The organism is Xylanibacter ruminicola (assembly GCF_900142525.1).
Taxonomy (GTDB): domain Bacteria; phylum Bacteroidota; class Bacteroidia; order Bacteroidales; family Bacteroidaceae; genus Prevotella; species Prevotella ruminicola_A.
In genome coordinates, this window is the sequence record NZ_FRBD01000001.1 from 113,612 (window position 1) to 127,490 (window position 13,879).

The 13,879-nt window shown below is 42.4% G+C and carries 13 protein-coding genes; all 13 read right to left on the bottom strand.

The window, feature by feature from the left end; translation table 11 throughout:
- Positions 1–468: 468 nt before the first annotated feature.
- The 13 genes from BUB86_RS00520 to BUB86_RS00585 all read right to left on the bottom strand — a co-directional run bounded on the left by BUB86_RS00520 (position 469) and on the right by BUB86_RS00585 (position 13,878).
- Entirely contained in the window at positions 469–1,512 is a 1,044-nt protein-coding gene (locus BUB86_RS00520) for an NAD-dependent epimerase/dehydratase family protein (protein ID WP_073203671.1), read from the bottom strand.
- Between the two features lie 13 nt (positions 1,513–1,525).
- Positions 1,526–2,260, bottom strand: coding sequence for a nucleotidyltransferase family protein (locus BUB86_RS00525; protein WP_073203674.1), 735 nt, complete (start codon positions 2,258–2,260; stop codon positions 1,526–1,528).
- Between the two features lie 3 nt (positions 2,261–2,263).
- Complete coding sequence (locus BUB86_RS00530; protein WP_254795055.1) at positions 2,264–3,406, bottom strand: galactokinase; 1,143 nt, start codon at positions 3,404–3,406, stop codon at positions 2,264–2,266.
- Positions 3,407–3,521: 115 nt separating this feature from the next.
- The gene (locus BUB86_RS00535) at positions 3,522–4,820 is read right to left on the bottom strand and encodes a DegT/DnrJ/EryC1/StrS family aminotransferase (protein WP_073203680.1); all 1,299 of its coding nucleotides are present in this window, start codon (positions 4,818–4,820) and stop codon (positions 3,522–3,524) included.
- A 256-nt stretch (positions 4,821–5,076) separates the two neighbouring features.
- The gene (locus BUB86_RS00545) at positions 5,077–5,481 is read right to left on the bottom strand and encodes a WbuC family cupin fold metalloprotein (RefSeq protein WP_073203686.1); all 405 of its coding nucleotides are present in this window, start codon (positions 5,479–5,481) and stop codon (positions 5,077–5,079) included.
- 44 nt (positions 5,482–5,525) lie between these two features.
- Entirely contained in the window at positions 5,526–6,545 is a 1,020-nt protein-coding gene (locus tag BUB86_RS00550) for a nucleotidyltransferase family protein (protein ID WP_175549363.1), read from the bottom strand.
- 137 nt (positions 6,546–6,682) lie between these two features.
- Positions 6,683–7,924, bottom strand: coding sequence for a glycosyltransferase family 4 protein (locus tag BUB86_RS00555; protein ID WP_073203692.1), 1,242 nt, complete (start codon positions 7,922–7,924; stop codon positions 6,683–6,685).
- Positions 7,921–9,117 (bottom strand): ATP-grasp domain-containing protein, encoded by a 1,197-nt coding sequence (locus BUB86_RS00560; protein ID WP_073203695.1) that lies wholly within the window; start codon positions 9,115–9,117, stop codon positions 7,921–7,923. The genes BUB86_RS00555 and BUB86_RS00560 overlap by 4 nt, the downstream gene beginning before the upstream one ends.
- Positions 9,118–9,164: 47 nt before the next feature.
- On the bottom strand, positions 9,165–9,752 hold the full coding sequence (locus BUB86_RS00565) for a sugar transferase (protein WP_073203698.1): 588 nt from the start codon (positions 9,750–9,752) through the stop codon (positions 9,165–9,167).
- Positions 9,753–9,792: 40 nt separating this feature from the next.
- A complete protein-coding gene (locus tag BUB86_RS00570; protein WP_073203701.1) occupies positions 9,793–10,800 on the bottom strand; it encodes an NAD-dependent epimerase/dehydratase family protein in 1,008 nt (335 codons plus the stop codon).
- A 17-nt stretch (positions 10,801–10,817) separates the two neighbouring features.
- A complete protein-coding gene (locus BUB86_RS00575; RefSeq protein WP_073203705.1) occupies positions 10,818–11,375 on the bottom strand; it encodes a putative colanic acid biosynthesis acetyltransferase in 558 nt (185 codons plus the stop codon).
- A gap of 11 nt (positions 11,376–11,386) precedes the next feature.
- Positions 11,387–12,616: a glycosyltransferase gene (locus tag BUB86_RS00580; protein WP_073203708.1), complete on the bottom strand. Its 1,230-nt coding sequence runs from the start codon at positions 12,614–12,616 to the stop codon at positions 11,387–11,389.
- Positions 12,616–13,878, bottom strand: coding sequence for a glycosyltransferase family 4 protein (locus BUB86_RS00585; protein WP_073203711.1), 1,263 nt, complete (start codon positions 13,876–13,878; stop codon positions 12,616–12,618). Before BUB86_RS00585 ends, BUB86_RS00580 begins: the two co-directional genes overlap by 1 nt.
- Position 13,879 lies beyond the last annotated feature (1 nt).

Here is a 13,879-nt window from a genome sequence, read left to right on the forward strand (position 1 = left end):
CCTTAATGCCTGCAACTCTTAGCACGTTTAACTGCCATTGTGGTTACTTATTTCCAAACATCCCTTCCATCTCCCCCTCCACCATCTTCAACAGCTTCGGCAACACCCCTTTTATCTTCGAACACTTAACCTTGTCATAACGGTCTAAGTCCATATCGTCCAACATCTCATTCTCCCCCTTCCTTCTCCCACATCCCCCACATGGGGCACTCATCCAACTCAGAATAGTCTCCGTATTGGGCTTGGGCATCACAGAGCATGTCTGTGAAGCGGGAGCTGCAGTGCAGGTCACCGAAAAAATTGGTTTCGAGGTTGAACACTTCCAGGTTGATATTCGCCTCTTGCATCCTTATGCCATTTCTAAAAACCGACAAGCGGCCATATCACTATTGGAAGTTGCTCTCAAACCAATAGCTCAATGACCGACTTGTCTGTATCTTGCTACTTGCTAAATTCGTTCGATTACCATCATTTATGGCCATAGAACTCCTTATACCACTCCGCAAACTTCCTTAGCCCTTCTCTCAACGTTATCTTGGGTGTAAATCCAAAATCACGTTCAAGGGCTGTGGCATCAGCATAGGTGGTGGGTACGTCTCCCGGCTGCATGGGTACAAGCTTCTTGTGGGCCTCGAAGTCAAAGTCTGCAGGAAGGACACCGGCACGAACCAGTTCTTCTTGCAGGATATTAACGAAGTCGAGCAAGTTCTCTGGCTGGCCACCACCGATATTATATACTGCATATGGAGGGATAGGAAGGCCATCTTCACCCTTCTTGCGCTCTGGAGCACCTTGCATCACACGATACACGCCTTCGACAATGTCATCGACATACGTAAAGTCACGACGGCAGTTGCCGTAGTTGAATATCTGGATGGTCTCACCCTTCAGCAGTTTGTTTGTGAAGCCGAAGTACGCCATATCAGGACGACCAGCAGGGCCATAAACAGTGAAGAAGCGCAAACCCGTGGTTGGAATGTCATACAACTTTGAATAGCAGTGGGCAAACAATTCATTGCTCTTCTTGGTAGCTGCATACAGCGAAACAGGATTATCCACACGGTCATCGGTGCTGAATGGCACCTTCTTATTGCCACCATATACGGAACTTGAAGAAGCATATACCAAATGCTCCACAGGGTTGTGACGACAGGCTTCAAGGATGTTATAGAACCCAATCATGTTGCTCTGAATATAGGCATCAGGATTGGTGATACTATAGCGCACACCAGCCTGTGCAGCCAGATTCACCACCACATCAAAGTGGTACTTCTCGAACAGTCCATCAATCAGTGCTTTGTCAGCCAAATCACCCTTGACAAATTCATATTCAATACCCGTAGGTTTAGCTTTTTCAATCACACTGAGACGATAATCTTTCAGTGTAGGATCATAATAATCATTCAGATTATCCAAGCCCACAATGGTACCTTCGCTCAGCTCCTTGAACAAGCGTAGCACCAAGTTCGAACCAATAAATCCGGCACTTCCCGTAACTAATATTGTCTTCATGAAATCGTTTTCGTTACTTACCGTATTTCTCGACGGCCTCGTAATACGTATCGAGGCTACCGATATCAAATCGTCCGGCACTCATAGGCCATGCATGCATAGTGGTATGCTCTACCATATAATGTGCAAGGTTGCCCGGAGCATCCTTGCCACAGCCATTCTCCACTGAGTGACGTACCAAGTCGAGGTCTTTCTTCAGATAGATATAGAAAGGTGGTACAGCCCAATGACTCTTAGGCACCTGTGGTTTCTCTTCCATACCAAGTACCTTGTTGTTGGCATCCAGTTCAACCACTCCTGTCCTTTGCAGTTTATCTATCGATGGCTGTTCATGACACATTATGCAACTCGTTTGCTTCTCTTTTGCAAAGTCCACAAACTCCTGGAATGAAAAGAACAGCAGATTATCTGCTGCCACAACCAACATATCATCAACGATGTGGAGCATATCCATTGCATACAGCAAGTCGCATACGGCACCAAGCCGAGTGTCATTAGTCTCAGTACCATCATCAACAATGGTAATAGGCTTGCTATAATGCAAGTCCTTCTTCCAGTCCTCGAAAATACTAGCAAACTTATGGTTGGTAATAATAATATGTTCATCTATCTCAGGAATTCTGTCGATATCATCCAACATTCTTCCCAAGATGGTATTATCTCCAATCTTCAACAATGGCTTCGGAAAGTTCTTCGTCAACTCTCCCAATCTCGTTGCATACCCTGCTGCAATAACTATATTCTTCATACCTTATATAAATCTTGCCCCGTCATCTGGTTTCACCCAGAACACTTGGAATGTCTTTTCGTATTCCGGGAACTGCTCCAGATACCGCTCTGTGAGCACCTTCTGAATTTCCTCCTTATAGGCTGGATCTACGAGGGCAATACAAGCCCCCTTGAAGCCAGCTCCAGAAAAGCGACCACCATACACTCCAGGTAACTGGCGCATTATCTCATAGATAGCTATGAGCTCAGGACTACCACACTCATAGTTGTGGATACTACTCTCGCAGGAGTCAAACGACAACTTGCCGAATAATTTCATATTGCCTGTTTCCCAAGCGGTCACACCCTGACGCACACGGCGGTACTCACTATAGAAATGCTCTGCACGACGAGCAAACCTCGCAGGCATAGCAATACGCGTCTTATCAAATGTTGCCTTGGGAATATCGCGAAGGAATGTCTTATCAAACGTCTTCAGTGGCTGGTCCGTATAGGCAAGCATATTCCATGCAGCAGTCTTGCATTCGTACACACGAAGGTTATAGTCTGAGTTCACAAGCGAACGAGTCAGGCCCGAAAAGAAAATACCAATTTCAAACTCTGGCATTTCAGGATTACGCTTGATGATGCGCCAATCATTTGAATCACAATCGAGGAACAAAAGTCCATCTTTCTTACCGAGGGCGATACAAGCCTGGTCAAGCAGTCCATTGTTCAGTCCAATATACTCACGTTCTGCCTCTGATGCAATCTTAACCACCTCAAATGGCTGGAGAGTAATATCATTCGCCTTGGCAAACGCCATTACGTAGGCAATAAGCACTGCTGCAGATGAAGACAGACCACCTACAGGCAGCGAGCCTTGAATGACTCCCTCTATGCCATGGCTTAACTCAAATCGCTTACGAAGGGCATATTTTGCACCACGGGCATAATCTCCCCAATGTTTTTCCTTTACTTGGGATGGAGTATTAACATGAAACTCCACGTCACCTTCGAATGTCTTTGATGACAATTTGACGGTACTATCTTCTCTTATGTTGAACCACAAATCAACGCCTTTATCGATAGCAAAACCTGTCACCAAGCCATGTTGGTGATCAACGTGTGCCCCCAATGGGCAAACCCTATACGGGCTAAAAATATGATATTGGAAATTCTTCATAAACATTATTTCTTACATCATACATCTTACTCCTTACATCGTTTGCTTCCCCATTGAGGCCAAAAGAGGTACGAAAAGAACTGCCAGATGGCTTTTAGGTAATTCATACCACAAATCAGAGACTTTTGACTATTTCCACAAAGTTCGTTATTACATACTCCACATCCTCATCCGTGAGCTTTGTATGCAACGGCAACGTCACCTCATTCTCAAAGAGATGATAAGCATTGGGATAATCCTTGATGTCAAATCCAAGTGCCTTATATGCTGTCATCATTGGCAGTGGCTTGTAGTGCACGTTGCAGGCAATGCCACGTTCTGCCATCTGCTCAATCACCGTATTGGCATCCTCACGAGTCTTGCCAAGTAAGCGCACCAGATACAAGTGATGTGAGCTGCAATGGTCTGCATCCTTATGATTCAAAACAGCCACGGGCAGATCCTTCAGAGCTTCATTAAACCTAGCCACAATCTCCTGACGACGTTTCAGCAAGCCCTCATACCTTTCCATCTGAACCAAACCCAGTGCCGCCATGATGTCCGTCATGTTGCACTTGTACCACGGGCCGATGATGTCGTACTCCCAAGCACCCAGTTTGGTCTTTGCCAGCGCATCCTTATTCTGTCCATGTAGAGAGAAGAGCTGACTCAGACGATACAACAACTCATTCCAAGTCTCCCCTTCCTTCTTAGGCACGTTAGGCAAATAGTCCAAACCCTGAACCATTAACCCTGAACCATTAACCAACACCGGCTCATTCCCGAAGGGAAGATGCCAGGTCAAGGCTCCACCTTCAGCAGTCGTGAAGTTCTTCACGGCATGGAAACTGAACGATGAAAAGTCAGCAATCTCACCAGCCATCTTGCCCTTCTGCGAAGCGCCAAACGAGTGCGCACAGTCAGCAGACACCACAATCCTACCTATCTTCGCCTGCAAAGCATTATTAGGCTTAAACAAACCCTTCTTTGCCTCCACAATCTCAAACACACGGTCATAGTCAGCCACAATGCCACCCAGATCCACAGGTGCAATTACCTTTGTCTTCTCTGTAATGGCAGCAGCCAGCTTGTCGTAATCCATCTCCACATTGTCCTTCTGGCTATCCACTAGCACCAGCTTGCAGCCCACATGCTGTGTAACAGAAGCCGTTGCGGTATAGGTATATGCCGGTACTATCACCTCATCATCAGGCTGAATATCCAGCAGGTGCAGCACCATCTCCAGTGCTGCCGTTGCCGAGTTCAGACACACCGTCTTGTCCGTATGCACATATTCCGAGATCTGTGCTTCCAACTTCTTTGTACGAGGACCTGTAGTAATCCAACCTGAGAGAATAGCCTCACGCACCTCTTTAGCCTCTGCCTCCGTCATATCCGGCGGAGAGAAAGGAATATTCCTAAGTTTCATGTTCATAATTCTACAACTCTATGATTTTTATTATTCAAATTCAATAATATAGGTTTCTTCATATTCCCAGTTCAGGGACTCCTTGTTTCCGCAGTTCCGTGAGTCCTGTTGCTATCTCATCAATAGCAACACTCCCGCCCCAAAAGCGAGATACATATTCAGGAGTAACACATCCGAAGTCCATACTGCAACTCCGTGCTTCGTTTTCAAGAAACTCTCTTAATCTATCAACTATATCCATAAATTAGCGTCAAGGTTAACGTTATCGTTGAAGGTGCAAAACGCCTTCTTCCTCATGCGGCACAAACGGCCCTTCTTTACATTCAAAGAAGACACTTCCAGACTCTAACGACTCCACATTATGCCATACATTCTTGGGTATATCTACTCCATAGAGTCCTTCCTCTGGGCAGAGCACTACACTCTCTATCTCAGTACCATCATCATTGTAGGTATTCACCCTCACTCTACCACGAAGTAACACAAACGACTCGTCTTTCGTCGGATGGCGATGTATCTCAACCTTCGTTCCTGGCTCCACGGCATTCAAGAATCGATGACATTTATCATCCAGCGACTGATGAAAGTTATAATTCATCCGAAGTCTTGGTGAGACTTTTGCCTGTGCAGAAACTTCGTCCAAAAGAGTATCATCTATGATTTTCATTGGTCACTATTAACTTTTATCTTTCAACTCTTAACTGCAAAGAGTTATATCATCCCTGGCTTCATCAGATGCCCCCAGACTCCACTCCAGAAGGCGCTCCACAGACTGTCATTGAAACACAATTCGTGTTTCCATGCATTGGCTTTCCATCTGCGGTATTTGAACACGGCACGGGACAAAAAACCGCCTGACTCCTTTTCTGAGAACTCGGGAGTCAATATATCATTGAGTACACGTTTTTTTAATTGCGGCTGAAATTGCACCTGCGGGAATAGCTTCACATCGAAGCCCAAATCGTCTACACAAATGGCGTTGAACACATCATAAAGTTTCTTCATGCCAAAGTGTTCTAACTGACTTTCCAACCACTCCCAATCAATCTCCTCACCGTGTTTCTCTACAAAGAACGCCCAATCAAGCAACTGCCTCAGTTGAAAACCCGTAGAGGCAAAATTGCTCATCGAATGTCTCAGCAAGAATAAAGCGTGGAGATTAGCAGATGGCAGATACACCTTCTCTCCCTTCATCTCCACAAAATATGAAGCATCCTTTCCTAGATCCTTTAGAATTGCCTCTAACTCCACATTCGATTTGTGATGATGCACATTCAAGAAGTCGTAATGATTTTCCACTGTAAATCCCTGCCACTCAAATACCGTATGGTGATGATGCGAGTTATCGATTTTCTTTTCAGAATCATGAACCTTGAACCATGAACCGAGGGTAGCATCAGCTTCACGTTGCTGACCGAACAACCAGATGTCAATATCCCCACAGGGTCGATGTTCAGGCCTAGGCCAGTCCAGACAACATGCATAACCTTTCAGCACCATCATCTTGTACCCGTGCTGGTTATACCATCCCGCAAGACTTCCTATTGCATTCTCATACTGCACGTACCTCTGCTCATAGTTCTGCATCACCTCACCAATCCACGATAATTTGAGTTGAGAGTTGAGAGTTGAGAGTTGAGAGTTTGATTTTGAGACCTCATTTAATCCGTCTAGCACAACCGCAGAAAGTCCATGCTGGTCTGCACGGGCCTTCAACTGTACCCAATCCACTTCACTTGAGACTTGAAACGTTAAACTTGAAACTAGCTGATGCCCAATTCCAAGTCTCACCAGTGCGAGAAACAGTTCCTTTAAATCAGAATGTACCACCGATTAAAGCTTCAAAACAGTTTTCGTTAGCGTTAAGGTTAGCGTTGGAGTTGAGAAGCTACGCTCTTAATCACATCAACATATTTCTGCGTACCAACCTCTTTAGTAAGATTATCCATCACAAACTGGCGGCCATTACGGCCAAACTCTTTGCAAAGCTCACGGTCATTATACAATTTCAGAATTGCATCCGTAAACGCAACCTTATCACCAGCCTTAGTAAAGATACCACAGTTATTCTTCTCAATGATAGTCTTCAACTCATTCTCATCAAAGTTAGCCAACACTGGTCTTGAAGCGCTCATTATACTCCAAGTCTTTGAAGGCACTGAGTTCTCACCAACTCCAGGTTTAGATATAACCAAACTTACATCACCCAAAGAAAACACGTGCGAAATATCTTCGTATGGCTGGAAGGGTAACAGATGAACATTAGATATGTTTCTATCTGCCACAATCTGTTTCACCTGCTCCAGATATGCGCCATTGCCTACGAGAACGAAATGAATGCCCTCATTGGCCTCCAGAGCTTTGGCTACTTCAAGTAGCATATCCATATTCTGCGTCAGCCCAATGTTCCCATTATAGGTAACGTAGAACTTGGACGGATCGAGACCGTACATGGCAAAAAGCTTGTTCTCAGAACGAGGTATATCCTTTACTGAATTTTGATCCACCCAGTTATACACCACAACAATCTTATCTTCAGGAACGCCCTTGGCCATGATATTCTTCTTGAAGTCCTGAGAGATAACTATTATCTTGTCTGCATTTCTATAAGTGAAGTTCTCAATAGCGCGACCAATTTTCCAAAGTAATCCGCCCTTCTTTGCCAATCCAGTACCAGCAAGTGAATCCGGGAAAATATCCTGTAGGTTATAAACGAACGGCACCTTTTTGCACTTCTTCACCAAAGCAGCCAGAGCACCTTGTGTAGGAGGAGTACTGGCAACATAGATGAGGTCAATATCTTTTGCCCAAATGCCTTTCCACAACTGAACAACGCTAATCAAGAAATAGCGAAATGCTCTTAATACGGCATTCTTCCCTTCACGATACATAGCAAAGCGATGCACTTCCACACCGCCGTTATACATCATTTCCAGTTTCTTATTCTTATATTCTTTGTATTCTTCCTCCGTCAGTCCACGCTGTGGTCTTGCAGCATAAACTATTGTTTTGAAACCAGCATTAGAAAAAGCCTCATATCTATTCTCCTCCAAATAGATACTTGCAGCTTTCTCCGGGAAGAAATAGCCAGCTAATTGTAAAATCCTCATTTTGTAACAAACTTTACTTCCTCAATTATTTTATCAGCCTTGCAGATTGCCTCTTGTGCTGTTGGTGCAATAACAATAACATGTCCAGATCTATCAAGACTAGATTTTACTTCCGGAATAATATCGCCAGGTCTGTGATATAGTTCCATCTGATAGATATGAGGATCACTAAAGGGTTCAAAGCCTGTAAATGATATTAACCTACCTGGCTTTGGCGTGAAATAGCGAATGCATACCCCATGTTTCTCCTCCACAGGATTCAAGTTAGGTTCTACACCCAACACCACATTAATTGTAGCAGCCACCATATCTATACCACTGCTCAAGTGAGTCAATTCAGTAGATATAAAGTCTCCTCCCATTCTGGCACCAATCTCCATCAGGTATGCCTCACCATTCTGCACTTTCAGTTCACAGTGTGCAGCACAATAGGTCAAACCTAAAGCTTTGCATCCTGCTATAGCACCTGCTTTTAATTTCTCCTGAATCTCTATTGGATAAACAGAAGGTTGATTGTGACCTAACTCAACAAAATATGGAGCCTCCGTAGTTTTTTTGTCTGTTACAGCCAACACGTGCGGTTCTCCCTTCCAAACAATTACCTCAACTGAGAACTCCGGTCCTTCTATAAACTGCTCTATCAAAACTTGATGGTCACGGCTTTCATTTAATGCCCTCTGATAGAGACTCACAAACGCTTCTTTGCTAATTCCCTTCTCCACCTTGGCTATACCACGAGAACCACTATTACGAGAGGGCTTCAATATAGCATTCGTATCGAACTCATTGCAGAACGTATTCCATGCATCCTCTTCATCCTTCGTTAAGATGGATTTAGGACTAGGTGCTCCGTATGCCTCAAAAGCCTCACGCATCAGGTATTTATTGGTAGCCCTGATAGCAATCTCTTTGGATATGCCACACAGGTGCAACTCATCATTGATGCGTCCCATCACATTCATTGCCACTTCCGAACAAGGATGTATCACACCATCTATCTGCTCTTCTTTAGCAATGGCCACCAACTTCTCTTCGTTCATCAGCCCCCCCGGGTCAATGGCTTTATCAGCAAATGCCATTCCCGGTGCATTGGGGTCATCATCCACCGCAATTACGTAGTAGCCCATCTCACGGGCTTTCTTAATCACAGGTATTTGTAGCAGACCAGCTGCCAGTACCATTAGTTTCTTCATCTATATATTCACCTTAGTTTTCGTTAAGGTTAACGTTATCGTTCGCGCTATGCACGATATACGTCTTTATGTGACAACACCGTCTTAACAGTCAGCCAAATCACTTTGCAGTCAAACAAAAAAGAAAGATGCTCCACATAATAAATATCTGCCTGTAGTTTCTCTTTGGTTCCCACACTATTTCTATTTATCGCCTGATTCCAACCAGTGATACCAGGGCGTACTGTTAGAATAACTCGTTCCTCTGGTGTATAATGTTCCAAATAAAATGCGGAATCAGGTCTTGGACCAATCAACGCCATATCTCCTATCAGTACATTCAGTAACTGCGGGATTTCATCCAAACTGGTCTTACGCAAGAATTTTCCAACCTTTGTTACACGAGGATCATCTTCTGCATTATAGGTACTGCCGTCTTCCATCCTTAAATCTGGTGCATTCACTATCATAGAACGGAACTTAAACATCTTAAAGATGCGTCCGTTCTTTCCAATTCGTGAAGCCATGTGGAATAAAGGGCCACCATCATCCAATTTGATTGCAACCCACACAAAAATACTCAATAAAAGCACGAATGGAAATGCAATTAAAGCAATGATGAAATCTATCAGCCTCTTAAAGAAATGCTTATACATAAATTATATTCGTTTAATCCGTGAGATTCGTGTTCGTCTATCAATACTTAAACAAATCACGATACAAGTTGTTATCCCAGTCCTTCTTGAAGTCCTCCATCATCTGGCGGTATGTCTTGAACTTGGGTTCGAAGCCAAAGTCTCTTTTGGCCTTTTCCATAGAAAAGAGATATGAAGGCGTGTTATTCTGCACTTCAGGCTTATAGAGAATCTTGCTTCTGCGACCATCTGCTGGGCCAAACACATCACGCATCACCTCTGCTTGCTCCTGGAGTGTTACGCCATTTCCTGCTGTCATATTGTAAAGCCCGTATGTATTCTCGCTCTTGATAGCCAAATAGAAAGCATGAGCAATATCCTTCACATAGCCCACATCTCGAATCATCTTGGGATTACCAAATACTGTAATGTCTTCTGCCTTCTCTGCCTTCTCCATGAAAATTTGAAAACCAGATTTTTTCATCTCCCCGTTCACAAACAGTGACATGTGTGGTGTAACACCAAAAACAGTAGGGAATCTGAACACTGCGTTCTTCATTCCATGCTGCTGATTGTAATACTCCATCACATCGTTGGCCGCATTCTTGGAAATCACATACACAGCATGATCGCCAGTATATATGAAGTCGCGAGGTTCTTCCTCCGTGATGCGTTTTGTTGCACTCCAGGCACCACGCACATCTGCATAAGAGCAAGTGGAGATTACTCGTTTGATCCCGTTCTTGCGGCAATACTCCAGGCAGTTTATAGTACCAATCACATTGATGCGGAAATAGTCTGCCGCATTCTCGTCCTCGTCCAAATTCACAGGGGCATTAGCAGGCAAAAGACCTGCGAGGAGTATAACACCTTCTACATCCGTTTTAGGGAGCTGATCAAAATCAGCTTCATTATCAAGGTCAAGATTTACATACTTTACCCCAAGAGCATCGTAGTGCTCTTTGAAACGGTTTTTACGTCCAGTCACAAGGACTTCACACCCTTGATTGACCAATTCGGTGACGGTATGTACACCGATAAAACTTGTTGCTCCGATTACTATTATCATATATAACAATATTATTATTATTTATTAGTAACGTCCATCATCTCTCGCTTCTTTATGACTTTTGCAGGATTGCCACCAACGACAGTCCACGAGTCAACATTTTTAAACACGGAGGCTCGCGCACCGACCACAGCGCCTTCACCGATAATTACTCCCATTCCAACAAATGCATCTGCAGCCACCCAAGCTCTACTACATATAGTAATAGGTTGTGTTACTAGGTGAAAATCAGAATTATTAATATCATGAGAAGCTGTACATAAATAAACACGTTGAGATATAATAGAATATTCTTCTAAAACTATCAAATCCACATTATATATGTCTGCCTTCGGGCCAATTTCAGAATAATCTTTCATCACTAGATTTCTTGGATCATAAACGAATGCAGAAGGATATAACAACACCTTTTTGCCTATAGTAGCTCCAAATAACCTATAAACAAAATGTATCCAGCATTGGCCCAACGTTCTTGGTAAAGGACGTATTAACAAACACCATACTAATGCCCATAACAGACGGTATATTTTACTTGCCCGACTGAGAGTAATCTTACTATAATTCTTTTCTTGCATGTATTTATATCCTAATGCGCTGAGAGTATCTTATCATAAAGATCTATATACTTTTGATATTGAATCATCTCATCAAAATTATTGACAGCATGAGCACGGCAATTATCAGCATAAGCTTTTTTTCCTTTGCTTGTTATTTCCATAATAGCCTGAGACATAGCTATTGGAGTGTTTTCTCTTGTCACGATACCAAATCTCTTATCGTACCCGATACTTTCAGAACAACCTCCCGTGTCGTATGTGACGATAGGTGTGCCACAGGCTATTGCCTCTAAATTAACAGTGGGAAAACTATCTTCATGGGTAGGATTAATAAAAACATCAGCAGCCGAGTACATGTCGCACAACTCAGATACACTTTCCGTATGTTCTACTCCAATAATCCCAGAAGGTAACTGTTGAATTACTTCCTTTTGACATCCAACCATTATTATTGCAAATGAGTCATCCAATACCTTTCGAAGCTCAATAATATCATTTAAACCCTTTTTTATACCCCATTTACTTGAAACAGCAAGTAATATTTTTTTCCCTCGAACACCGTATTTATCCATAATAGACGCAGTGTTGCTGCTTGGTTTGAACCTGTCAATATTAATCCCGTTATGTATTGTAATAATATCCTTATCCTTTAAGAATGACTGTTTGACCATATTTCCTATCCAGTCTGACACTGTGATAATTGTTAGTTTGGGATTGCTTGAAAAATAGTACTTTTTCTTTAGGTAGTTTTCTTTTGATCTATCTAAAAACCAACTTGAAGGATATGCTTTTTTTAATTGACAATCATAGCAACCCGTCTTCCATTTTTCACAACCGACAAACGCGAAATGTGGACAATGACCAGTAAAAGCCCAACTATCATGGAATGTCCAAAAAACAGGAATATCTGTCTTGTTAAGATAATCAAACAAAATCGGATAATTCAGGTAATATGCATGAGTGACCTGAATCTGAATTATGTCTGGTTTTATCTTCTGAATAGTTGAAACCAATTTCCTGGTTGCAATCTTAGATCCCAGCCCCTCTGCATCAAACAACCTTGCTTTGAGGCCATGTAAGCTATTGCCAAAATTAGAACCAATCCTAATCAAATTTGATTCAGAAGAATTACACCATCTTCCGTAAGCAATGAAACTATCCCAGCCATTCTTCATGGCAACTTTACCTAAACCTTCTGCAATCTTCCCTGTTGACCCAGAATTAGCTAAATTATTAATCTGTAAAAGTTTTTTTTTCATTATAATTCAGACCATTTAGTCATATCACTCTTCTTCTCGTCATAACCACCAGTTAAAATATCCTCTTTTATCGTCTTATAGAATAATTCGTTTAGTTGAGGTACACTGAAACATTTAATAGCGCGGTCACGCATTCTTTCGCCAATCAACTTTGCTTTTTGGGGATTGTCAAGAACCCACTTCATTTTTTCAGAAAGTAATTTTATATTACCTTCTGGCACAATCATACCTTCAGGCCCTATTTGATACGGCACCGATCCTGATGTATTGCCAATGATAGGCTTTGACGTAATCATTGGTTGGACAACCGAAAGAGAGAAAGTTTCGACCCAAAATGGAGTTGTTTGGGGTACATGCACAGCACAATCTATTGCATTCCAGTATTTAGCAATTTCAAATGAATTAATAAAACCTGGCAAAATAATCTTATCTTCAAGACCTCTTGACTTTATCTTTTCTTTAATCTTTAATATATATGCATCACTACCAGTACCCATCATTAAAAATTTCCAGTTCCCTGATTGTGGCAAGGCTTCAATAATTTCCTCCAAACCTTTATCGTCGGTAAATCTTGTTGCACTTCCAAACACAAAAGAATCTCCTAAATTGTACTTTTCCCTAATCTCTTTGCGTGAGACTTCATCAGGATGAAACCACTCAGGATTAACACCGACCTGGGTTTGCATATAAATACGTCCTTTGTACCCTTCTCTTCTAAAACAATCTACAGCTTCAGGATAATGGCAGAATATGGCATCATAATGTGAATTAACATATCTAAGGACTGGTTTTTTGTAAAAATACAAATAGACATCCTTCAAATATTGTTTCAGAGTATTAAATCTCCGAGGCCACACATTATCCATAGCTGGCCCTCTCATGCTAAATAGAATTATCTTTGTCTTAGGTAAGTATTTCTTAACGATACGCCCTATCTGGACTAAAGATAATTGAGTATGCATACCGATATGATAAACCACATCAGGTTTTATCTCTAAAAGTAACCTCTTAAAGTCGTCAGATATCAAACTATATCTGTATTTTTTCTTAAAAGTACGAATATGAAAGTTCTCACAATCTTCTTCATGCCCCTCCATACGAACAGCCCCCTTATAGGTATAACTTTTCTGGTAATACCAATCAAACACTTCTGGCGTTAAGAGGGTAATATCGACATCCTTGTACTTTTGAGCAAAAAGACGCCATCTTCTAGAATAATAATCCGACTGAAAAGAGTGGTTTATTAGTACGATTTTTGTCATT